The organism is Pseudomonas oryzihabitans (assembly GCF_006384975.1).
GTDB classification, from domain to species: Bacteria; Pseudomonadota; Gammaproteobacteria; order Pseudomonadales; family Pseudomonadaceae; genus Chryseomonas; species Chryseomonas psychrotolerans_B.
In genome coordinates, this window is the sequence record NZ_CP021645.1 from 217,000 (window position 1) to 238,926 (window position 21,927).

General features: G+C 62.4%; 15 protein-coding genes, 2 tRNA genes and 1 pseudogene. 7 read left to right on the forward strand and 11 right to left on the reverse strand.

What is annotated here, in order from left to right:
- Window positions 1-15: 15 nt before the first annotated feature.
- Window positions 16-411, reverse strand: coding sequence for a DUF883 family protein (locus CCZ28_RS00875; protein ID WP_140215123.1), 396 nt, complete (start codon window positions 409-411; stop codon window positions 16-18).
- A 332-nt stretch (window positions 412-743) separates the two neighbouring features.
- On the opposite strand from CCZ28_RS00875, the gene CCZ28_RS00880 reads away from it, so the two are divergent.
- On the forward strand, window positions 744-1,031 hold the full coding sequence (locus CCZ28_RS00880) for a DUF3509 domain-containing protein (protein WP_058762330.1): 288 nt from the start codon (window positions 744-746) through the stop codon (window positions 1,029-1,031).
- A 126-nt stretch (window positions 1,032-1,157) separates the two neighbouring features.
- Here the strand turns inward: CCZ28_RS00880 and CCZ28_RS00885 are convergent, their stop codons facing one another.
- The 4 genes from CCZ28_RS00885 to CCZ28_RS00900 form a co-directional block, all read right to left on the reverse strand.
- Window positions 1,158-1,595 carry a hypothetical protein gene (locus CCZ28_RS00885; RefSeq protein ID WP_140215125.1) on the reverse strand — a complete coding sequence of 146 codons (438 nt, stop codon included), beginning with the start codon at window positions 1,593-1,595 and terminating at the stop codon, window positions 1,158-1,160.
- Between the two features lie 23 nt (window positions 1,596-1,618).
- Entirely contained in the window at window positions 1,619-1,900 is a 282-nt protein-coding gene (locus tag CCZ28_RS00890) for a DUF3509 domain-containing protein (RefSeq protein ID WP_140215127.1), read from the reverse strand.
- A 97-nt stretch (window positions 1,901-1,997) separates the two neighbouring features.
- A complete protein-coding gene (gene rfbD, locus CCZ28_RS00895; RefSeq protein WP_140215129.1) occupies window positions 1,998-2,888 on the reverse strand; it encodes a dTDP-4-dehydrorhamnose reductase in 891 nt (296 codons plus the stop codon).
- 578 nt (window positions 2,889-3,466) lie between these two features.
- A complete protein-coding gene (locus tag CCZ28_RS00900) occupies window positions 3,467-6,937 on the reverse strand; it encodes a hybrid sensor histidine kinase/response regulator (protein WP_140215131.1) in 3,471 nt (1,156 codons plus the stop codon).
- 157 nt (window positions 6,938-7,094) lie between these two features.
- Between CCZ28_RS00900 and CCZ28_RS00905 the strand changes: the two genes are divergently transcribed.
- Window positions 7,095-7,661: a GNAT family N-acetyltransferase gene (locus CCZ28_RS00905; protein WP_140215132.1), complete on the forward strand. Its 567-nt coding sequence runs from the start codon at window positions 7,095-7,097 to the stop codon at window positions 7,659-7,661.
- Window positions 7,662-8,515: 854 nt separating this feature from the next.
- Window positions 8,516-10,183 (forward strand): annotated as a pseudogene (locus CCZ28_RS00910) (EAL domain-containing protein); the annotation flags it as partial.
- Window positions 10,184-10,509: 326 nt separating this feature from the next.
- Here CCZ28_RS00910 and CCZ28_RS00915 read toward each other — a convergent pair.
- The 4 genes from CCZ28_RS00915 to rdgC all read right to left on the reverse strand — a co-directional run bounded on the left by CCZ28_RS00915 (window position 10,510) and on the right by rdgC (window position 15,205).
- Window positions 10,510-11,682, reverse strand: a complete 1,173-nt coding sequence (locus CCZ28_RS00915; protein WP_140215136.1) for a hypothetical protein — start codon at window positions 11,680-11,682, stop codon at window positions 10,510-10,512.
- Window positions 11,657-12,823: a nucleoid-associated protein gene (locus tag CCZ28_RS00920; protein WP_167509192.1), complete on the reverse strand. Its 1,167-nt coding sequence runs from the start codon at window positions 12,821-12,823 to the stop codon at window positions 11,657-11,659. Before CCZ28_RS00920 ends, CCZ28_RS00915 begins: the two co-directional genes overlap by 26 nt.
- A gap of 459 nt (window positions 12,824-13,282) precedes the next feature.
- Window positions 13,283-14,224 carry a bile acid:sodium symporter family protein gene (locus CCZ28_RS00925; RefSeq protein ID WP_140215140.1) on the reverse strand — a complete coding sequence of 314 codons (942 nt, stop codon included), beginning with the start codon at window positions 14,222-14,224 and terminating at the stop codon, window positions 13,283-13,285.
- 60 nt (window positions 14,225-14,284) lie between these two features.
- Window positions 14,285-15,205 carry a recombination-associated protein RdgC gene (gene rdgC, locus CCZ28_RS00930; protein WP_140215142.1) on the reverse strand — a complete coding sequence of 307 codons (921 nt, stop codon included), beginning with the start codon at window positions 15,203-15,205 and terminating at the stop codon, window positions 14,285-14,287.
- A 220-nt stretch (window positions 15,206-15,425) separates the two neighbouring features.
- Here rdgC and CCZ28_RS00935 point away from each other — a divergent pair.
- Together CCZ28_RS00935 and CCZ28_RS00940 are read left to right on the forward strand one after the other, a co-directional pair.
- A tRNA-Val gene (locus CCZ28_RS00935) sits at window positions 15,426-15,501 on the forward strand.
- Window positions 15,502-15,514: 13 nt separating this feature from the next.
- A tRNA-Asp gene (locus tag CCZ28_RS00940) sits at window positions 15,515-15,591 on the forward strand.
- Between the two features lie 516 nt (window positions 15,592-16,107).
- On the opposite strand, the gene ydiJ is transcribed toward CCZ28_RS00940, so the two are convergent.
- A complete protein-coding gene (gene ydiJ / locus CCZ28_RS00945) occupies window positions 16,108-19,137 on the reverse strand; it encodes a D-2-hydroxyglutarate dehydrogenase YdiJ (RefSeq protein WP_140221254.1) in 3,030 nt (1,009 codons plus the stop codon).
- Between the two features lie 151 nt (window positions 19,138-19,288).
- On the opposite strand from ydiJ, the gene CCZ28_RS00950 reads away from it, so the two are divergent.
- Together CCZ28_RS00950 and CCZ28_RS00955 are read left to right on the forward strand one after the other, a co-directional pair.
- Window positions 19,289-20,194: a LysR substrate-binding domain-containing protein gene (locus CCZ28_RS00950; RefSeq protein ID WP_140215143.1), complete on the forward strand. Its 906-nt coding sequence runs from the start codon at window positions 19,289-19,291 to the stop codon at window positions 20,192-20,194.
- Window positions 20,191-20,898 carry a GntR family transcriptional regulator gene (locus CCZ28_RS00955; RefSeq protein ID WP_140215145.1) on the forward strand — a complete coding sequence of 236 codons (708 nt, stop codon included), beginning with the start codon at window positions 20,191-20,193 and terminating at the stop codon, window positions 20,896-20,898. Before CCZ28_RS00950 ends, CCZ28_RS00955 begins: the two co-directional genes overlap by 4 nt.
- A 66-nt stretch (window positions 20,899-20,964) precedes the next feature.
- On the opposite strand, the gene CCZ28_RS00960 is transcribed toward CCZ28_RS00955, so the two are convergent.
- Window positions 20,965-21,918 (reverse strand): PDR/VanB family oxidoreductase, encoded by a 954-nt coding sequence (locus CCZ28_RS00960; RefSeq protein WP_140215147.1) that lies wholly within the window; start codon window positions 21,916-21,918, stop codon window positions 20,965-20,967.
- Window positions 21,919-21,927 lie beyond the last annotated feature (9 nt).

Below are 21,927 nucleotides of genomic sequence, written 5' to 3' on the forward strand. Positions count from 1 at the left end.
GGTGTTCCCCCAGCCTTAGCGGCGCGAAGCCAAGAGGCCGATCAGGAAGCCGACACCGGCCGCGATTCCCAACGCCTTGAAAGGATTGTCGACCACATACTCTTCGGTGGTCTCCTTGGCTGCGACGCCTTGGCGGTAGAGGTCTTCATGCTTGCTCTTGAGGACTTCGCGCGACCGCTCCAGGCTGGAGCTCAATTTGGCTCGCAGTTCGTCCGCCTGCTCGCCGGCCATGCTCGCGGTGTGCTTGAGCAACTGCTCGGCATCGGCCAGCAGGGTATGGAATTCATCGGTCAGCGCCTGCTCGGCTTCGCCCAGGTGACGACGAACCCGCTCAGCATTGTGCTTGTGTGCCTGCTGGTCGATGTCAGCGGCCAGTTCATCTTTGATGACGGGGGGAGTTTTGTCGGTCATGGCGTGCTCCTATGAGGCGATGGGTATCCGTTTCAGGCCTTTCGAGTGACCTGCCAGATCAAAGGTTCCACGTTTTAGAGCTGTCCGTGCAAGACCTGGCGAGGCGGCGTCGAGTCTGGAATACACCTCTGTCCAGGCTCGAGAGGCGACGAAGTGTCTTCGATGGAAAGTTCCGCGGTCGTCCTCAGGAAATGAGGTCGCTCACAAAACAGAGCGGTAGCGCCATTAGTCGCCTTATTCAAGTAGTGGCTTAGAACTTTGCTGTTTCTATCACTGTCAGTTGCGTCGTATTTACTCATCCACGCACTTCTAGACAAATAAAAGGGGGAAAGATGGAAAACGCCATAGATAGACTGACAGCCGCTTTCAGTACCTATAAATGCTCGGTCACGGCGCCTCGCCCCGACGGTAGCATCGTACTGACGGTACAGGATCGGCAATGCGATGACGCCCGGGTCAATCGCGTGATCAGCGCGCGTCAGCTGGGCGAAAGCCAGTTGTTGAAAACGGTGATCGATGAGGTGCGCAAGGATGTTTCGCTGCGTGCCGGTGCGTTGGCTCCGCAATCGATGGCCGTGTTGCGTGCCACCGGCGCCAACATGTTGAGATATTCCGAGTAGGATTGCCCGTTCGGGTAACGTTCAGATCGAGACTTGCAGTACGGATGCGCCCGCATTCGTTGGTCTCGAATGCTGAACAATAGAGATACAGATCAGTTAATTAAGGATTCTTTGAAAGCGCTCATGTCAGCCTTTGCACTTCAATAGGCGACAGTTTGCGCAAGGCAATTGTTTGGCTGGCAACTCGTACATGGGGCAGGCTACCTCTGCTACACCCCAGGACGGAAAGCCTTGTCCTGCCTGAGTGGCTGCGAGTCGAGCACTGGCGATCACGCCGTTGAAGAGGTCTTCTTCGCGATACAGTGCCTGGCGCAAAGCCGGCGAGCGATAGAGGATGCGACCACAGCGGTCGAGTAGCGTGAAACAAAATCGCCCTGTGCGATCCGGCAAGGTTGGCCAGACCTTGAGCGGCGCCAGTGCCTCATCGAGTCGGGCACAAGCCAGTTGATACGGCGAGACAATGGCGGATTGCGCGATCGGGGCCGGGTTCAATCCATCGAATAGCGTGGCCGGGCTCACTGCGGACGGTGCTGGCGACAACAGATTGGCAATCACGCCTTCCACGGTGCCTGCCTCCCTGGTCTGGTTCAGTTGGCAATGGACAGGCGATTCAGCGAATTCCCGCCGCTGGCCAGCAAAGCTGTGACGCCATGGCCTTCGTCAATGGCGATCCCCAGGCGAATGCTGTCGATCAAGCGGGCGAGACGGGCCTGGTCATGCAATTGTTGCTTGCTGATCAACCGCTTCACCTTGATCCCCGTATCGTCTGACAGCGTGAGGCTGACGCTGCCGTCGAGGCGCTCTATGCGGAAATTGACCCGAAAGTCCTGCTCGAAGGCCGCGGCGATGAGTTGGAAAGGGTTGTTCATGGCATACCTGACTGGCGTGAACGGGGTCAGAGCCATTGACTTCAAGGGGGCGGGGGAGTTCTGAGCTTTGCTTCAGAAGTATGACCGACGGCCCGTTTCAGCTCCCAACCTGACTTGGCTGCTCATCCCAGCACTGGGCGAAAGCCGCTTGCCATTCGGGCAGCGGTTGTCCGAGGACGGCAGCGAGCTTGTCGGTGGACAGCCGGGAATTGCTCGGTCGATAGGCCGGCGTGGGATAGGAGCTGCTGGGAATAGGGTTGAGCCGAGCCTTGAGCCGGCCTTGTTCGCGCAGCCGCTGGGCGATCTGCTCGGCGAAGCCGAACCAGGAGGTGGCTCCATTGGCGGTCAGGTGATAGGTACCCCAGAGGTCATCCCGTTGACGACTACAGGCCAGCAGTCGCTCGGTGGCCTCGGCGATGGTCCGGGTCCAGGTCGGCGCGCCCACCTGGTCGTCGACGATGTTCAGCTCGTCTCGCTCGCTGAGCAAGCGGACCATGGTGCGCAGGAAGTTGTTGCCCTGCCAGGAGTAGACCCAACTGGTCCGCAGGATGAGGTGCCGTTCGACGCCTTCGCGCACGGCATTCTCACCGGCCAGCTTGGTGCGGCCGTAGACGTTGAGCGGGCAGGTGGGGGCGTCTTCCCGATAGCGGCCTTCCTGGGTGCCATCGAACACGTAATCGGTGGAGTAGTGAACCAGGGGAATGCCCAGGTGCTGGGCGGCCTGGGCGAAGACGCGGGGCACGCTCTCGTTGATCAAGGTCGCGGTCTCGGCGTCGCTTTCGGCGGCATCGACGGCGGTGTAGGCCGCTGCATTGATGATGACATCGGGGCGCGCGGCCAGGACGCGTCGGTAGAGTTCATCCAGTTGGCTGAAGTCCACCTGGGCACGTCCGACGACGGTTACCTGGGCCTTGGTGGCCAGTAGCGCCTGTAGCGCCTGTAGCGCCTGAGAGAGTTGTCCGTGTTGACCCGCGATGAAAACGTTCATGTGACCGAGTTATTCCAGAAGGGCTGGCGTGTCCGTGCCTGAGTGACCGGTGGGCGTCGCCATGACAGCCCTGAACAAAAGGGGCTCAGTCTAACCGATGATCGGTGTAGAACAAGGATAGCGATTGGCCTGCCCTTGCCGGATAGCCAGGGCTCTAATCCGCGGCCCTGCGGGTAAGCGTCGACTAGCGGTTGGGCAGAAAAAATTTATTTTACGAATACTTGACAACTGAGCTGTGGATGACAGGTTTCCGTTGGTCATTTGCCTCTAGAGTTGTGCACAACCTGTGCTAGCGGTTGTCAAGTCCTCCATGAGACCGCTTTGGCAACGCCCAAAACCGCACTTTTGAATTAAGTTGTTGATTACGTTGAACTTATCAAAGTGTTCAAAAAATGATCAACTTGTTTGCGGGGCCCGCAGAGCAAGGCTCCCGGTTCTTTTCCACCACGTTTTCAACAAAGTTATCAACAGAAGCTGTGGATTGTTCCGGAAAGCCGCGTCCCTGCAAGCTTAATCGCGGCTGAACGAAAGCCACTCGAAGAGACGGCGTCCAGGCGCCATGGACGCTCACCTGCCATTCAACCCGAGAGCGCTAACTGGCGGCTCAACAAGGCCCGTAGCGAGGCCGGCTTTACCGGTTTGGGCAGGAAGTCCAGGCGGGCCTCGCGCACCTTGGCCAGGCATTCTGGACGACCGTCCGCACTGATGACGATGCCCGGAATTTCCCGCCCCAGGCGCTGACGAATCCATTCGGCGACATCCGGACCGGTGTCCGCGTCGCTGAGGTGGTAGTCGACGATGAGCAGCCGCGGCGCCACGCCCTGCTCGAGCAGGGCGGCGCATTCCTCGCGACTGCGAGCGGTCCAGACCTGGCAGCCCCAGCGCCGCAGCAGGCTGCTCAGACCCAGCAGGATGCTGTCTTCGTTGTCGATGCACAGCACGGGATCGCCCGGTAGCGGCTGGTTGGCTTCGCTGGCCGCAGCGGCCTGGATGGCCAAGGGCGGGGCCAGGGGCACCTTGACGCTGAAGACGCTGCCGTGACCCGGCCAGGAGCGTACCGACAACTCGTGACCCAGCACCCGGCAAAGACGGTCGGCGATGGCCAGACCCAGCCCCAGGCCCTTTTCTGCGCGGGTCTGGTGGCTGTCCAGGCGCTTGAATTCCTCGAAGATCAGCTCGAGCTTGTCCGGCGGGATGCCGGGTCCGCGGTCCCAGACCTCCAGGCTCACGCTCTGAGCCTGGCGCCGCACGCCGAGCAGCACGCGACCGTCGGCGTATCTCAGGGCGTTGGTGAGGAAATTCTGCAGCACCCGGCGCAGCAGCTTGCTGTCGCTGTTGACGACCAGCCGGCTGTTGCGAATGCGCAGGGACGTGCCCTGGTCTTGCGCCAGGGCCTTGAATTCGACGCCCAGGGCGTCGAACAGCGTCGTCAGGGGGAAAGGTGCCGGGGCGGCGAGGATACGGCCGTTCTCCAGCCGCGAAATGTCCAGCAGGTCGGCGATGAGGTCTTCGCTTGATCTCAGGGCGCTGTCCATGTTGCGCACCAGTTCCTGGGCTTCCTGAGCCAGGCCGTCCTGGTGGGCGAGGGCGGCGGTGAACAGCCGGGCGGCACTGAGCGGCTGCATGAGGTCATGGCTGACCGCGGTGAGGAAGCGGCTCTTGGACTGGTTGGCCGCCTCGGCGTGGGCCTTGGCTTCCACCAGCGCCTGGTTGAGCTGGGACAATTCGCGAGTCCGCTCCTCCACGCGCTGCTCCAGCCTTTCGTTGGCTTCGCGCAGGGCACGTTCGGCATCGCGGAAAGCGGTGATGTCGGTGAAGCTCATGACGAAGCCACGCCCCGGCATGGGGCTGCCGATCAACTCGATCACCCGGCCGTTGGGAAAGGTGCGCTCCGAGGTGTGGGGGATGCCCTGGCGCATCCGCTCCACCCGGCGCGCCACGTGCTCGTCGGGATCACCCGGGCCGCAGAGGCCGCGCAGGGCGTTGTAGCGGATGATCTCGGCGATGGGGCGGCCCACCTGGATCATGCCGTCGGGATAGTCGAACAACTCCAGGTAGCGCTGGTTCCAGGCCACCAGGCGCAACGATTGGTCGACCACGCTGATGCCCTGGGAGATGTTCTCGATGGCGCCCTGCAAGAGCGCCCGGTTGAATTCGAGCACCTCCGAGGCTTCGTCGGCGATGCGTACCACGTCGTCGACCTGCATGTCGCGCCCTTCGATGGCTGCCTTGACCACGGCCCGCGCCGAGGAGGCACCGATGACGCCGGCGAGCAGGCGCTCAGTCTGGGCGATCCATTCGCTGTTGGCATTGCTGCCGGGGCGGTAGGTCAGGCCGCTCTGTTCGGCGAAGCGACTGAAGCTCAGACGCGCACGCTCGTCACCGACGAAACGGGCGGCGAGCAGGCGCAGGTCCTCCAGCTTCACCGCCAGCAGCGCGCGGTTGCGCGGTCGGGGCAGGGCGTACTGGGCGATGAAGCGACCGGCCTGCCAGTATTCCGCGACCCGGGTGCGCGATAGCAGGGACACCAGGGCGAACAACAGGAAATTGCCGGCCAGGGGGACCAGAGCGCCGACCGCGGTGGGTTGCAGCATACGGTCGCTGCTGGGTTGTTCGAACCAGGCGAGGCCCGGGAAGGCGTCCAGCGGCCATTGCAGGCTGACGGCGACCACTGGCAGCACCATGAGATAGCCCCACAGCAGCGCCCCGGTGGTGAGGCCGGCGAAGACGCCGCGGCGGTTGGCGGCTTTCCAGAACAACGCCCCGACCATGGCCGGGCCGAGTTGGGCGATGGCGGCGAAGGCGATCTGGCCGATGGTGGCGAGACTGGCGCTGGAGCCGAGCAGGCGATAGCTGCAATAGGCCAGGGCCAGGATCACCACGATGCTGACGCGGCGCACCGTGAGCATCCAGTGGCTGAACACCTCGTGGCCGCTCTCCACCTGGCCGCGCCGCTTGAGCAGCCAGGGCAACACGATGTCGTTGGAGACCATGGTCGACAGGGCCACGCAGGCGACGATCACCATGCCGGTGGCGGCGGAGGCGCCGCCCAAGAAGGCCAGCAGCGCGAGCCAAGGCCGGTGCTGGTCCAGCGGCAGGCTGATGACGAAGGAGTCGGGCAGCACACCACCTGGCAGATGCAGCTGGCCCGCCAGGGCGATGGGAATGACGAACAGGGCCGCCAGCGCCAGATAGAGGGGGAAGACCCAGCGCGCCAGGTTGATGTCGTGGGTATGGGTGTTTTCCACCACGGTGACGTGGAACTGGCGGGGCAGGCACATCACGGCGATGAAGGCGATCCCGGTCTGGATCAGCAGGCCGGGCCAGTCCAGCGTCTCGCGCCAGTATTCCTGCAACTGGGGCGCCTGTTGCGAGCGACTGAGCAGATCGGCGAAACCATTGTGGAGATCGTAGGTGACCCAGAGACCCACGGCGAGAAAGGCGGCGAGTTTGACCAGGGATTCGAAGGCGATGGCCAGCATCATGCCGCGATGATGCTCGGTGACGTCGAGGTTGCGGGTGCCGAACAGGATGGCGAACAGCGCCAGTATGAGGGAGACGAAGAGGGCGGTGTCCTGGGCGCGAGTACCCTGGGTTTCGGCATTGATGCCGGTCAGCAGGTTGACGCCGATGACGATGCCCTTGAGTTGCAGGGCGAGGTAGGGCAGGACGCCGACCAAGCAGATCAGGGCGACCACGACGGCCAGGGTCTGCGACTTGCCGTAGCGCGCCGCGATGAAGTCGGCGATGGAGGTGATGTTTTCCTGCTTGCTGATCAAGACCATCTTCTTGACCAGTTGCGGCGCCAGCAGCAGGAAGAGGATGGGGCCCAGGTAGATGGGCAGGAACGACCAGAGCTGGTCGGCGGCCTGGCCGACCGCGCCGAAGAAGGTCCAACTGGTGCAGTACACGGCCAGCGACAGGCTGTAGACCCAGGCGCGCAGGCGTGGCTTGAGCGGCGGGCGGCGGTCGCCATAGAAGGCGATGGCGAACAGCAGGGCCAGGTAGCCGAAGGTAACGCTGATGATGAGTCCGCTGGGCAGGGACATGATGACTCCCGACGTTCCAGGCGCCCGTCGCGCCGGGGCGAAGTGTCGCACCTCGGCATGCCGGACGTCAGGTGTCGTACTGTGGACGCCGCCACGGGTTGAGCCACGCCGCCAGCCCTGTTAGGTTGGCGGGCTGATTCGAGTGAGAGAGAGTGCCATGTTTCAAGCGCAGCCCATTTCCCTGCAACGTGGTGCGCTGCGCCTGGACCCCCTGGCGGAAGGCGACGTCCTGGAGCTGGTCGGCTTGGCCGAGCGCAACCGCGAGGCGTTGCACTACCTGAGCGGTCCGTTGCGACCGGACTGGTATCGTCAGGCCTTGGCCGAGCAGCGCGAAGGACGGGCGCTGCCCTTCGCCGTGCGCATAGCGGATCGCCTGGTCGGCACCACCCGCTTCGCTGACTTCTTGCCGGCGCTGCCCGCGGCCGAGATCGGCTGGACCTGGCTCGACGGCGAACAGCATGGCAGCGGTCTGAATGGCACCATCAAGTACCTGATGCTCAGGCATGCTTTCGAGCACTGGCAACTGGTGCGGGTCCAGCTCAAGACCGCGGCGACCAATCTGAGATCGCAAGGCGCCATCGAGAAGCTCGGCGCGGTGCGCGAAGGCCTACTGCGCAATCACCGACGCCTGGCGGACGGGCGCCTGGACGATACCGTGATGTACAGCATCACCGACCGCGAATGGCCTGAGGTGAAGGCGCGATTGGAGGCGTCCTTCAGCTGATCCGGTAGCTGTTCCTGCCGTTCGTCGGCGGACGAACAGCAGGGAAAATTCTGGGTGGGTCTACGTCGCTACTTTGGCGCCGGTATTCCAACCGCCCCCTTTTTGCGATCAACAGTTTTGCGCAGGACGGTCGACATGCTTGCCAACTGGCAAGAGTTCGCCTGCATTTACCTGCGGATCGCTGTATGTCTTCAACCTCGCCCTCTTCTGCGCTACGCACGCTCAAGGTCGTCTGGCCCTTCGTCATCCTCCTGTCATGCCAGGCGCTGGTGGCCATCGTCAGCCTGCAACTGCTGTCGACCGTAAGAGCCTATGTCACCGCGGAAAGCCTGTGGAGCAAAAGCCTGGGAAATGCCCTGCTGTCGCTGGGTGCCTATCTGGACGAAGGGCGGGCCGAGTCTTATCAGGAATACCTCGCCTCGATCAGCGTCAACGAGCTCGACCGCCGGGCGCGCGAGGAGCTGGACGGGGGCGGCAGCCGAGCCGAGGCCGCGCGACTGCTGCGGTTGGCGGGCAACAGCCCTGACGATATCGATGGCCTCATCAGACTCTTTCTGCTGGCTCGTCACAGCGAGCCGTTTAAGGGCGTGATCACGCGTTGGCAGATCACCGATCCCTACATGGATGAGTTTCAGACGCTGGCGCGTACCAGCTTTTTCCTGATCAAACAGCAGGGGCCGGGACCGGCGCTGGTGCCCTTGAAACGGCAGCTGCTGGATTTGCACGACCGGATGATGCCGGAGACGGTGGCCTTCTCGGAGCGGCTTGGCCAGGCCTCCCGGCAATTGGTCAGGGTGTTGCTCATCGCCAATATGCTGGTCGGAGCGCTGCTGGTGCTCTTGGCCGTCTGGCGCATGCACGGTCTGGTGCAGCAACGCTGGCGCTCCGAGCGGGCATTGCAGGCCGAGAAGGAGCGGGTGCAGGTCATCCTCGCCTCCATCGGGGATGCCGTGCTCGCCCTGAACGCCGAGGGGCGCCTGCTCTACCACAATCCAGCCGCGGAGCGGTTGCTCGAGCGATCAGGGCTTGCCGCCGGTACGCCCGTCACCCAGCTCTTCGACATCCAGTCCGAGGATCTGCCGGGGTCAGCCAAGCCCCTGGCCGAGCGGCTGCTGAGCGAAGACTGGCTCGCCAGCAATGAATCCCTGGGTCATCAACTGGTGCGTGCGGACGGCGCCTGCATTCCCGTGGCCCTGACCGTGACGGCGCTGCCCAGGGGCGAGTCGGGAACTGGCGTGGTGCTGGTGATGCACGACCAGACCCGCGAGCGCGCCTTCCTGCGCGATCTCGCCTGGCAGGCCAGCCACGATGCCCTGACTGGCCTGCTCAACCGCCGCGAATTCGAAACCCGCCTGGAGCGCCTGCTGGCCCGGGAAGGGCTGGCGCAGGCGTCGCTGCTATTCATCGATCTGGATCAGTTCAAGATCGTCAACGACACCTCCGGGCACTGCCATGGCGACCGTCTGTTGCGCCAGCTGTGCGAGCTACTGGCCAGCCAACTGGACGAGGACGACTGCCTGGCGCGGCTGGGCGGCGACGAGTTCGGGGTGCTGCTCGAAAGGCGCACGCCAGACGCGGTCGAGGCGCTGGCGGAGCGGCTGCGTCTGTGCGTCTGCGCGTTGCAATTCGAAGCGGCGGGCCAGGGCTTTCGGGTCGGCCTGAGTATCGGCGTGGTCCACCTTGGTGGCCAGGCGCTGACGCCCGAGGAGGCCCTGCGCCTGGCGGATCTGGCCTGCTATGCGGCCAAGGACAAGGGCCGCAATCGCGTTCAGGTATTCGCGCCGGGTGATATGGAGCTGGACCGGCGCCATGACGAGATGACCTGGGTGCAACGCTTGCATCGGGCGCTGGGCGAGGACAGGTTCCGGCTGTACCTCCAGCCGATCCTCGGCTTGGGTAGCCGGACCGCGGCGGATCGCCATGTGGAGGTGCTGATGCGATTGGAGGAGGAGGGCAAGCTGATCGCCCCAGGTGCCTTCATTCCCGCCGCCGAGCGTTACGGCCTGATGGCAGATCTGGATCGCTGGGTGATCGCGGCGGCCCTGGCGCGCTTCGCCGAAATACCGGGTGGGCTGCTCGATACCCTGGCCATCAACCTCTCGGGTCACTCGCTCGGCGAGGCGGGCCTGACGGTGTTCGTCAAGGAGCAACTGCAGCGCTGGCGGATCGCGCCGGCGCGTATCTGTTTCGAGATCACCGAAACCAGCGCCGTGGCCAACCTGGATGCGGCGCGGCAGTTCATGGAAGAGTTGCGTGGCCTGGGGGTACGGTTTTCCCTGGACGACTTCGGTGCCGGCATGTCGTCCTTCACCTACCTCAAGCACCTGCCGGTGGACTACCTGAAGATCGACGGCAGCTTCGTCCGTCACCTGCTTGAAGATCCGGTGGACAGTGCCATGGTGGAGGCGATCAACCGGCTGGGGCATCTCACCGGCAAGAAGACCATCGCCGAATTCGCCGAGAACGAGGCAGTGGTGGCCGCCCTGGGGGCGCTGGGGGTCGACTATGCCCAGGGCTACGGCATCGCCCGGCCGCAGCCCTTTACCGCAGAAACCTGCCGGGCCTGGAGCCGGCAGGTGTGGCGCGCGGGATCAGGGACGGGGCTCGCCGTCCTTGAAGCGCCGGAAGACGGTCGCCAGTAGCGCACCGGAGATGTTGTGCCAGACGCTGAACAGGGCGCTGTGCCCGCTGTACTTAACTTTAATTCCTGATTCATAGGCTGCGCGCTTTGGCCAATGCGTAGCGCGGCGGGGATTTTGTAGTGGCTAGTGTTTAGATGTTATTGAGCATATCAGTACATTGTTTTGGTGAAAATTAGCCTAAAGAAGCATAGGTCAATCGGGTTCTATCAATTGCGAAAATAAACGAATAAACCATAAGCTAGTCCAATAATAAAGACGGCTACGGATAGAGTGTTTATGTAATTCAAGCGCCTGCGGGCCTTATCTATGAGGTTCAGAAGCTCTTCTTTTGCAGCTTCGGCTGATACTCTGACATCTTGTTCATTTTTTATAATCTCATAGCGATTCAGTGATCTTTTGATTTGTGAGCTCAACGCATTATAGGCTTCGCATTGGATATTGTTTGCTACAATAGTTAAGAACGATACGCTTAGTAATCCGAAACAGATCAGGATCATGGATAAGAGGTCTGCACTTTTTAAAAGTGCAGCAATTGCTATTAGTGCGCCTGGAATGGCAAAAGCTTTTCCTTGGCTAGAAGAAACCGAGTCATTTATTTTTGCTATATAGTCTGTGGATTTTTCTTCTATTTCAGCAAGTAATTTGTTTACTGAAAATTTGTGAAGATAAACATCGTAATTTTCTTGATACTTTTTCTTTAGTTTAACAGTTTGCGTTATTAGCCATTTAGCCGTTGATTCAGAGTGCTCTTCCTCCAAGATTTCTGCTAGTGAGGTTCTCAGAGTGTCTTTGCGTTCTGACTGGTGAGCATCATCCAGGCTTATCAAGCCATTGAGTTTTTCTAGTGCCCTATGATGTTCAAGGCTGATATCTGTTTTCTGAATAACTTCATATGTTATATCTCTAGGGTTTATTTCATATTTTTTTGCACCTTTTTCAGTTCCTATGAATAGTATTATTCGAGGATTCTGAGCTTCACCTCCATGGTCCTTCAGTGAGTTTATAAACTTTAGCCAATCAACATAAAATTCAAATTTCTTCAGAATTTTATTGGAAGAGCCCCCGCTGTAATGATTTCCCTCCATTACAAAATAGTTTTCTGGGATTCGCTGCTTTTTCTGGATGTCGGCCCACAGCTCAGAAAGATTTCGGTAAAAAGGTGGGTTTCCGGTCCAAGAGTCGGCAGATAGGTCAATCGAAAATCCTACAAGCGCCGCGGTGCTGTGGATAAGATTCATATCCCCACTAAAGCCGAGGCGCCTAAAGCCTTCCTCAAGAGCATCCTTGGACGTCGAGCTACAGGTGATAGCTAAAAAGCCTGCATCCCATTCAAGTTTAGAGCTTTTCAGAATTTCAGCTATCGTCAGTATCTGATTCATCTGGATTGCCTATCGTAGCGCGAATTAGCTCCCTGTCGTCATCCGTTAAAGGAATCATCAGATAGGCTAGATCGGTATCAACAATAACTGGCTTTTCTGAGCCTTCATAACCAATCGAGCTGGCTTTCACGGATAGCGCGTAGTTTCGCTTATCGTCATTTATTTTTAGTGAGATGCTTGACTCAAGAGCGGTTCTAGTGGCTTCGAATACCGCGTTTATTTGATATCCGTGAGTATTGGAGAACTCAGAGAAACTTCCTGTTGATGCATGTCCGGGTGGAAGCTCTTTGTCAATAACATGTTGTATGTCGCTTATGGGGACCTGTTTTCCAATATTATCCCTAATATGCTCGGCTACCTTTTCTTTTATTTTCTCGGTTACAGCTCTGTTTAAGTTGTGCGCAAGTGAAAATGCGGCAATAGCTAAGAAAATATTTGAAACGCTTTGCTTGTTTGAGATAGAGCTATCGCAGCCTAGAGCCTCTTTGAAGAAGTCTGATTTGGATTTTCCTTCAATGAAGTGGAGGTAGGTTTCGCCATCTTTATTAGGGTATATCGTTTGGAAAAGCGTCAAGTCGAACATTGCCGCTTGTCTTAAAGCATCTGTATCAACTGGGTTCAGCTTTCTCGGTTCCAGCTTTTCGTCAAATTCAAAAGCGCCTTTTAAGTCAACCATCACTATAAGGAGTCGTCCAGAATCATCTTCGTCGTCTTTGGTTTTATAGTGTATAAAGACTAAGTTTCCGCCTCGAAGAGATTTTCTACTTTGCTCATTAGCTGATTGCGTGATTTGAATAATTTGCGATTTCGCAAGCTCGACGAATTCTATTGTGCCAGCTAGGTAATTTTGAATAGGGCTGACATTCGACGGTAGGCCTGAAAAGTAGCTATGAAACTTGTTTTTTCTATCGAATTTTCTCTCGATCTGGTCAATGAAATCAGTAGCGGCTTTGTTTCCCAGATTCCAAGAATTGCCGATTTTGTACTTAAATGGATTGCCTGTCAGTGTGGTATCACGTTCCAGCGAGCCCGTTATCGCTGCAACAGCGACAAATTTTCCAGACGTCGCTAATGACTCGTCTAACTCTTCATCCAATTCAAGCTCATCGCTTGGATTTTCGTTGACAGCTGAGTCATTCATTCGGTTTACCTCTACGCCATTGGTGATCGTCTGTAATGAAAAAGACGTGGAAGCATGGAGGGTCAACGTCCATGCCGACGCACCAGTATAGGACGCTTGGCTTGGCACTGCCGTGTTTTCGTGACCCACGTCCCATTGCGGCTCAGATCGGCTAGATACGCATGGGGTAGTGTACATGCATACAGTAATGATTCAAGGGCCCCTGTCTAAACAAAGAGGTGGGTTAGTCCCCGCGTGGCGGTTCTATCAGCTATAAAGCCATGATATGAAGCTTTAGCCAGCGAGGCGGTTGCCGCCTGCTATTCAACCCGGTACTGACGCGGTAACCGAGCAAGCGTTGAGTGATTGGGCAAGGGCAAATGGGGGGGCGACTATGCCCAAGCCTACGGCATCGCCCGGCCGCAGCCCTTCACTGAGGACACCTGCCAGGCGCTAGTCCGGCAGGTGTGGCACGAGGCTTCAGGGGCGCGCGTCGTCGTTCTTGAAGCGGCGGAAGAGGGTGGCGAGTAGCGCGCCCGAAATGTTGTGCCAGACGCTGAACAGGGCGCTGGGCACCGCCGCCAGCGGCGAGAAGTGCGCGGTGGCCAGGGCCGCACCGAGGCCGGAGTTCTGCATGCCGACTTCCAGCGCCAGGGATTTGCGCTGGGCCACCGGCAGTTTGCAGAACTTGCCGGTGAGGTAGCCGAGCAGGAAGCCGAAGCCGTTGTGCAGGATCACCACTGCCATGATCAACAGGCCGGACTCGGCGATGCGCGCCTGACTGGCGGCCACCACGGCGGCGACGATCACCACGATGCTGATCACCGAGGCCAGGGGCAGCACCTCGACCACGGCGCCGACGCGATTGCCCAGTACCCGCTGGGCGATCAGCCCCAGGGCGATGGGCAAGAGCACCACCTGCAGGATCGACCAGAACAGGCCGGCGAAGGAGATCGGCAGCCAGGTGGAGGCCAGCAGCCAGATCAGCGCCGGGGTCAGCAGCGGGGCGAGCAGGGTGGTCACCGCGGCGATGGCCACCGACAGCGCCAGGTCACCCTTGGCCAGCCAGGTCATGACGTTGGAGGCCGTCCCGCTGGGGCAGCAGCCGACCAGGATGACGCCCACGGCGATCTCCGGCGGCAGGTGGAACAGCTGGCACAGTGCCCAGGCCACCCCCGGCATGATGACGAAGTGGGCCACCACGCCCAGCAGCACCCGCCAGGGATGCCGGCCGAGGGCGGCGAAGTCTTCCAGCTTGAGGGTCAGGCCCATGCCGAACATGATCACCCCCAGCAGCGGCACGATGGCCACGCTGAGGGGCTTGAACACTTCGGGAGCGAAGAACGCCAGCAGGGCGGCGAACAGCACCCAGAAGGCGAAGGTATTGCCGACGAAGCGGCTGAAGGCGGCCAGGGCACGCATGGCAAACTCCTTTTCAAGTAGGCAGAAAAAAGGCCGGTCTGCGCCGGCCTGGATTTGGGCTTACAAGCCCTGGGGCAGCTCTTCGCCGCCGAGGGCTTCGATCAGCTGTGGCAGGAATTCCGCCAGGGTCATCATCATCAGTACGAAGCTGGCGTCCTGCTGGCCGAGGGCGTCTTCGCCACCGTCCTGCTCGGCCTGATCCTGCAAGAGGTCCTCGAACTTGAGGCGCTTGATGGTGACCTTGTCGTCCAGCAGCAGGGCCAGCTTGTCCTGCCAGGCCAGCGCCAGCTTGGTGACCAGCTTGCCGGCACCCAGGTGGTTCTGGATCTCTTCGCTGGTGAGGTCCTGGCCTTTGCAGCGCACCACGCCGCCGTCTTCGCCGGCATCGCGCAGTTCGCACTCGTCGAGGATATAGAGGCCATGGGTGGCGTCACCGGCCTTGACCCAGTCGGTGAAGGTGGCCATAGGCGCCTGCTTCACGCCCAGCGGGCGTACCGGCAGCGAGCCCAGGGCATCGCGCAGGGTGGAGAGCAGGTCTTCGGCGCGCTTGGCACTGGAGGCGTCCACCAGAATCCAGCCCTGCTTGGGATCGATGGCGGCATAGGTGGTCTGGCGACGAATGAAGGCGCGCGGCAGGAAGGCCTGGACGATCTCGTCCTTGATCTGCTCCTTTTCCTTCTTGTAGACCTTGCGCATCTGCTGGGTCTCGATCTCGTCGACCTTCTCCTGCACGGCTTCCTTGACCACGCTGCTGGGCAGGATGCGTTCTTCCTTGCGCGCGGCGATCAGGAAGAAGCCCTGGCTTTCGTGCACCAGTGGCAGGTCCGGGCCCTTGCCGAAGGGCGCGACGAAACCATAGGTGGACAGCTCCTGGCTGGCACAGGGACGCGCCGGCTTGGCGGCGAGGGCGGCTTCGAGAGCTTCGGTCTCGAAGGCGACTTCCTGGGTGAGACGGTAGACGAGCAGATTACGGAACCACATGGTGTCACTCCCAAAAACGAAGCGCGCATTATCCGCGCCGCCTGCCCAGGAGGCCAACCCCGGATCGCGGTGGTCGTCGGGAATGCCCGCTCGGGCACGCTTTCTCCAGGGGTCGAAGGGGCAGCGCTAAGCCTTTGGAAGTGCTGGGAAATTTTTTTTCAAAAAGGGGTTGCCAGGTAGGGAACCCCTCCGTAGAATGCGCCCCACTTCGAGAGCAAACGGGTGATTAGCTCAGCTGGGAGAGCATCTGCCTTACAAGCAGAGGGTCGGCGGTTCGATCCCGTCATCACCCACCACTCGAGGTAATGCGCAGCGGTAGTTCAGTCGGTTAGAATACCGGCCTGTCACGCCGGGGGTCGCGGGTTCGAGTCCCGTCCGCTGCGCCATTTAAAGGTTGTTTGGTCCTGAACGCCAGCAGCCATCGAGAAGCGGCCCTGGTGGCCGCTTTTTCGTTTGGGCGCGATTTTTTCCGCTGCGCTCTGCGTGATTCCCTTCCTTCTATTAGTGCCTGCGTCGTCCGACGCGCTAAGCGCTGCCTGGTGATTTCCTTTTTGAGCTATCCGTTGATGGCTTGGTATGGGCTGTTGGGCTTCGACGATGGAGCCGTCTCAACCCAACCTACGAAGCGGGTACGCACTGTAGGTTGGGTTGAGCGCAGCGAAGCCCAACAGGGAGGTCAGAGCCGTAGCGTGGAAAACGGCGCAGCCTTTTCCACTGGAGACTTTTCGGCGGGGGCGCCCTCACCCCAACCCTCTCCCGAGGGGAGAGGGTGCTATCCGAGCAGGCGTTCAATTACATCAGCCCGGCGGAATCGCGATAAACCGTCGTGCCTCCACCTGTATGAGTGGCCGCATCGGCGGACTGCCAGGGTTGCGCTAAGGAATTGTCCGGCTCAGCGGATATCAGCCCCGCACCGCATCCAACACCGCCTCCAGCGGATGGCGCAGGCGGCGGTCGTCGAGGCGTTTGACCTGGCTGCGGCAGGAATAGCCGGTGGCCAGGGCTTCGCCTTGTTCGGCGGGGACGGCGACGGCGCGGGCCCAGGATTGGTCGTAGATGGTCTTGGAGGTCGCCAGATTGCGCGCTTCGTGGCCGTAGGTGCCGGACATGCCGCAGCAGCCGGTGCTCTCCGGCTTGAGGCCCAGACCCAGGCGTTCGAACACCTGCTGCCACTGGCTGACGCTGGCCGGGGCGTTGGTCTTCTCGGTGCAGTGGCCGAGCAGGCGGTAGACCTTGTCGCCGACTACCTTCTGCTCTTTCGGCAGCACCTGCAGGAGCCACTCCTGGGGCAGGAGCACCTCGGGCATCCGGGCGATGCCGGGGACCTTGGGGTACTCCTGGCGATAGACCAGGGTCATGGCCGGATCGAGGCCCACCAGCTTGATGCCGAAGCCCGCCAGGCTGGCGAGCTGGGCCGCATTGCGCCGCGCGGTACTCTCGAAGGCGCCGAGGAAGCCCTGCACCTGCAACGGCTTGCCGTTGGCGCGATAGGGGGCGAGGAACACCCGCTGGCCGAGGCGCGCGGCGAGTTCCAGGAAGGCCGCGGTGAGCGGAGTCTCGAAGTAGCGGGTGAAGGCGTCCTGCACCAGCACGATGGTCTTGGCGCGTTCTTCATCGCTCAGGGCCAGCAGCCGCTCGGGGGTGGCGATCTGCACCTGCCACTGGTGCATGACTGGCACCAGGTCGAAACGGCTGAGCAGGGGGCTGTCGACCATGCCGATGCGCTCGGCGAACAGCCGCTGGATCGGCGTCGCGCCCATCACGGTGTTGTAGAGGCCGGGCGCCCGGGCGAACAGCGGCAGGCTGAATTCCAGGGAGCCGATCAGGTAGTCGCGTAGCGGGCGCAGGTAGCGTCTGTGGTAGAGCTCGAGAAAGCGCGAGCGGAATTCCGGCACGTTGACCTTGATCGGGCACTGGCCCGCGCAGGACTTGCAGGCCAGGCACCCGGCCATGGCGTCGTAGACCTCATGGGAGAAGTCCGCTTCGGCGGCACGACCATTGCGCCAACGCTGGGGCAGGGCCTTGAGCCAGTTCAGGGCACCCCGGGGGGCCGGAGCCAGGACATCGATACCGGCCTGGCCCTGCAGGCGCAGCCATTCGCGGATCAGCGAGGCCCGACCCTTGGGCGAGTGGATGCGCTGGCGGGTGGCCTTCCACGAGGGGCACATGGCGTCGTCGGGATCGTAGTTGTAGCAGGCGCCGTTGCCGTTGCAGTGCATGGCGGTGCCGTAGCTCTGCCAGACCCGCTCGTCGAGGGTACGGTCCAGTTCGCCGCGGAGGGTCACGCCGTCGATCTTCAGCAGTTCGGCACCGCTGGCCAGCGGGGTGGCGATCTTGCCGGGGTTGAGTTGGTTGTGTGGATCGAAGGCGCCCTTGAGCGCCTGCAGGGCGGGGTAGAGGTCGCCGAAGAAGGCCGGCGCATATTCCGAGCGCACGCCCTTGCCGTGCTCGCCCCACAGCAGGCCGCCATATTTCTGGGTCAGCTCGGCCACCTGGTCGGAGATCGGGCGCACCAGTGCCGCCTGGCGCGGGTCCTTGAGATCCAGCGCCGGGCGCACGTGCAGCACCCCGGCGTCGACGTGGCCGAACATGCCGTATTGCAGGTTGTGGCCGTCGAGCAGGGCGCGGAATTCGGCGATGAAATCGGCCAGGCGCTCCGGCGGCACCGCGGTGTCCTCGACGAAGGGCTGCGGACGGATCTCGCCCTGAACGTTGCCGAGCAGGCCCACGGCGCGCTTGCGCATGGCGTAGACGCGGGTCACGGCGCTGCGGCCCACGGCCAGGGTATGGCCCAGGCGTTCCACGGTGGCGTCCTGGCGCAGGTGGTCGAGGAAGCCCTGGACGCGGGCGTCCACGTCCTCAGGATCGTCGCCACTGAATTCCACCAGGTTGATGCCCAGGGTGGGACGCTCAATGTCTTCGGGGAAGTATTCCGCCACGCTGTGCCAGACGATGTCCTGCATGGCCAGCAGCAGGACCTTGGAGTCCACCGTCTCGATGGAGAGCGGCTTGAGTTCGATCAGGGCGCGGGCGTCGCGCAGGGCGTCCATGAAGCTGCCATAGCGGACGTTGACCAGCACCGAATACTTGGGAATCGGCAAGACGTTGAGCTTGGCCTCGGCGATGAAGGCCAGGGAGCCCTCGGCGCCGCAGAGCACGCTGTTGAGGTTGAAGCGGCCATCGGGCTCGACCAGGTGCGCCAGGTCATAGCCGGTGAGGCAGCGGTTGAGCTTGGGAAAGCGCGCCTCGATCAGCTCGGCCTGGTTCGTGGCGATGTCCCGCGCACAGCGGTAGACGGCGCCGGTGCGGTCCGGCCGGGCGCAGAGGGCGTCCAGCTCGGCACTGTCCACCGGGCGGCTTTCCAGGCGTTCGCCGCCGATCAGGTAGGCGTCCAGTTCCAGCACATGGTTGCGTGTCTTGCCGTAGGTCACACTGCCCTGGCCGCTGGCATCGGTGTTGATCATGCCGCCGATGGTGGCGCGGTTGGAGGTGGACAGCTCCGGGGCGAAGAACAGCCCATGGGGCCGGAGCGCGGCGTTGAGCTGGTCCTTGACCACCCCGGCCTGGACCCGCACCCAACCCTGCTCGGCATTGATCTCGAGGATCTGGTTCAGGTGGCGGGAGAGGTCGACCACGATGCCGTCGGTGAGCGACTGGCCGTTGGTGCCGGTGCCGCCACCGCGCGGGGTGAGCACTACGCCCTGGAAGCGCGGCTCGCCCATCAGCTGGGCCAGGCGCTGGATGTCGGTGCTGTCCTTGGGGAAGACCGCCGCCTGGGGCAGGCGCTGGTAGATGGAGTTGTCGGTGGCCATGACCGTGCGGCTGGCGTAGTCCGGTGCGATCTCGCCCTGGAAGCCGCTGGCGGCGAGGGCGGTGAGGAAGTCGGTGTAGGCGACGGCGAGGGGCGCCGGGGCCGGCAGGCGGGCGATCATGTTCATCAGGCGGGCTCTTTGGCAGCGGACGGCCATCTCCTTCGGGGAGCGAAGGAATGGCGTCGACCTTTTCTGGCTATAGTAGGCATTCTCACCACAGCGCGCCGGGGCCACAACCGAAGATTCCGCCGCCTATGCCGGAAGAACATGAATGAATCACCGTCGGCTGACGCCGTCCATGTCGCTGCTGCTGGCCTTCGAGGCGGCGGCACGCCACGAGAGCTACACCCGGGCGGCGGAAGAGTTGTCGCTGACCCAGAGCGCCGTGGGTCGCCAGGTGCAGGCGCTCGAACAGTTGCTGGGGCTGACGCTGTTCCGGCGCGAGGGCCGGCAGATCGTGCTTACCGACGTGGGGCGGGCCTACAGCCGCGAACTGGGCCTGGCCCTCGGGCAGATCCGCAGCGCCACGCTGCAGGCCATGGCCTTCGCCTCGGGCCAGGGTACCCTGCGCCTGGCGGTGCTGCCGACCTTCGGCTCCAAATGGCTGCTGCCGCGCCTGGGCAGCTTCTATGCCGCCCATCCCGGCATGCTGGTGCACCTGCATTCGCGCATCCAGGCAGTGGACTTCGCCGCCAGTGAGATCGATGCCGCCATCAGTGTCGGCAGTGGCGACTGGCCTGGGCTCCGTGCCCATCCGCTGCAAGCCGAACAACTGGTCGTGATCGCCAGTCCGGCCACCCTGGCCGACTTGCCGGACGCGACCCCGGCCACCCTGGCCGGGCAACTGCTGCTCGGCGTGGCCAACAACCCCCAGGCCTGGGGCGAGTGGTTCGTCCATCACGAATTGCCGCACCGGGCGATGCGGCCGGGACCGAGTTTCGAGCTGACCTCGCACCTGATCCAGGCGGTGCGCGCCGGCATCGGCATCGGCCTGGTGCCGCGAGTACTGGTGGAAGACGAATTGGCCCAGGGTGACCTGCTCGCCTGCGGTACGCCCCTGGTCAGTCGCCGCAGCTATTACCTGGTCTATCCGCCGCGCAACGAGGGACTGCCGTCGCTGCAGGCGTTTCGCCAGTGGCTGCTGGCCGAGATCAATGAAGGAGAGGCCCAGCCATGAGCAAGCCGGGACAGCGGGTACTGGCCGCGCTACGGCAGATGATCCTGTCCGGCGAACTGACGGCGGGCGAACGGCTGGCGGAGATTCCCACCGCCGAGCGCTTCGCCGTGTCGCGCATGCCGGTGCGGCTGGCCTTGCGCACCCTGGCCCAGGAGGGCTTGCTGGAAAGTAGTGGCGCCCGTGGCTATCAGGTGCGGGCGCTCACGAGCGCGGATCTAGAAGGCGCGGTGGAAGTGCGCGGCGTGCTGGAAGGCCTGGCTGCGCGCCAGGCGGCCGAACGCGGCCTCGATGAGGCGACGCGGACCGTGCTGGAAGACTGCCTGCGCCGTGGCGATCGCCTGTTCGCCAAGGGGCATGTGCTGCTGGAGGATCTGGAGGAATACCACGACCTCAATCGCGGCTTCCACCAGGCCATCGTCGCGGCCAGTGGCAATCCGGCCATCGCCGTGGCCCTGGGGCGCCATGAGCATCTGCCCTTCGCCTCGGTGAGCGCCCTGGCGGTGGATGCGCAGAATCTCGAGCGCGAATACCGCCGCTTCAACTTCGCCCACCTGCAGCACCATGCGGTCTTCGACGCCCTGGTGCGCGGCCAGGGTGCGCGGGCCGAGGGCATCATGCGCGAGCATGCCCAGGCGACCCTGGGCTATGCGCGGTGGTTTGGTGGGGAAGAGGGGGCGGCGGGGGAGGTTAAGGTGTTGGTGTGAGGCTAAGCGGCCCTCACCCCGGCCCTCTCCCTGAGGGAGAGGGGGAGGTTAGGTGTGCTTGGGGCGTCAGAGATCCAGCACCAGGCGCTCGCCCTTGGCGCGGGAGCAACAGGGGGTGAAGCGGTCGTTGGCGGCGTGCTCGGCCGCGGAGAGAAAGAGGTCGTGGTGCTCGGGTTCGCCAGCCAGTACCGGGGTCACGCAGGTGCCACAGAGGCCCTGGCCGCAGGACACCGGCAGGACGATGCCGAGGTCGGCCAGCACCTGGACCACGCTGCGCTCGGCCGGTACCTGGACGCAGCGTCCGCTACGCGCCAGCTCCACCTCGAAGGGCCGCTGTTCGCCCTGAGCGGCGGGATCGGCGGCGAAGAATTCGCGATGGATCTGTCCGGGTTGCCAGCCCTGGGCCTGGGCGGCCTCGACCACGGCGGCCATGAAGCCGGCGGGACCGCAGACATAGAGGTGGTCGTCCGGCGCCGCCGGACCGAGCAGGTGCTGGAAGTTGGGTCTCAGCGCCGGCTCCTGTTGGTCGAAATGCACCTTGACCCGGTCGGCATAGGGACGCGCCTTGAGCCAGGGAATGAAGGCGGCGTGTTCGCGATCCCGCACCAGATAGCGCAGCTGGAAATGGGCGCCCTGCTGGTGGAGCTGTTCGGCCATGGCCAGGAGCGGGGTGATGCCGATGCCGCCGGCCAGCAGCTGGGTACGGCGCGCGCTCGGGACCAGGGCGAACAGATTGCGTGGCTCGCTTACCTGCAGGCGGTCGCCCACCTGCAAGCTATGCATGGCCTGGGAACCTCCGCGAGAATCGGGCACGAGCAGGACGGCGATGCGATAGCGGGTGGGTGCCGGTTCGGGCGTGATGCACAGGGAGTAATGACGGATCAGGCCGTCGCCCAGGGTGACTTCCAAATGGGCACCGGCCGTGAAGCCGGGCAGGGGGCTGCCGTCGGCGCGGGCCAGGTCGAAGGCCAGGATGCTGGGCGCCTCGCGCTGCACGGCAGTGACGATCAGATCGAGCATGAGGCGTCT

Excerpts from the sequence above, each read along its gene's own strand:
- CCZ28_RS00875 (WP_140215123.1), bottom strand. The coding sequence starts at position 411 with ATGACCGACAAAACTCCCCCCGTCATCAAAGATGAACTGGCCGCTGAC.
- CCZ28_RS00880 (WP_058762330.1), top strand. The coding sequence starts at position 744 with ATGGAAAACGCCATAGATAGACTGACAGCCGCTTTCAGTACCTATAAA.
- CCZ28_RS00890 (WP_140215127.1), bottom strand. The coding sequence starts at position 1,900 with ATGAACAACCCTTTCCAACTCATCGCCGCGGCCTTCGAGCAGGACTTT.
- rfbD (WP_140215129.1), bottom strand. The coding sequence starts at position 2,888 with ATGAACGTTTTCATCGCGGGTCAACACGGACAACTCTCTCAGGCGCTA.
- CCZ28_RS00900 (WP_140215131.1), bottom strand. The coding sequence starts at position 6,937 with ATGTCCCTGCCCAGCGGACTCATCATCAGCGTTACCTTCGGCTACCTG.
- CCZ28_RS00905 (WP_140215132.1), top strand. The coding sequence starts at position 7,095 with ATGTTTCAAGCGCAGCCCATTTCCCTGCAACGTGGTGCGCTGCGCCTG.
- CCZ28_RS00915 (WP_140215136.1), bottom strand. The coding sequence starts at position 11,682 with ATGAATCAGATACTGACGATAGCTGAAATTCTGAAAAGCTCTAAACTT.
- CCZ28_RS00920 (WP_167509192.1), bottom strand. The coding sequence starts at position 12,823 with ATGAATGACTCAGCTGTCAACGAAAATCCAAGCGATGAGCTTGAATTG.
- CCZ28_RS00925 (WP_140215140.1), bottom strand. The coding sequence starts at position 14,224 with ATGCGTGCCCTGGCCGCCTTCAGCCGCTTCGTCGGCAATACCTTCGCC.
- rdgC (WP_140215142.1), bottom strand. The coding sequence starts at position 15,205 with ATGTGGTTCCGTAATCTGCTCGTCTACCGTCTCACCCAGGAAGTCGCC.
- ydiJ (WP_140221254.1), bottom strand. The coding sequence starts at position 19,137 with ATGATCGCCCGCCTGCCGGCCCCGGCGCCCCTCGCCGTCGCCTACACC.
- CCZ28_RS00950 (WP_140215143.1), top strand. The coding sequence starts at position 19,289 with ATGAATCACCGTCGGCTGACGCCGTCCATGTCGCTGCTGCTGGCCTTC.
- CCZ28_RS00955 (WP_140215145.1), top strand. The coding sequence starts at position 20,191 with ATGAGCAAGCCGGGACAGCGGGTACTGGCCGCGCTACGGCAGATGATC.
- CCZ28_RS00960 (WP_140215147.1), bottom strand. The coding sequence starts at position 21,918 with ATGCTCGATCTGATCGTCACTGCCGTGCAGCGCGAGGCGCCCAGCATC.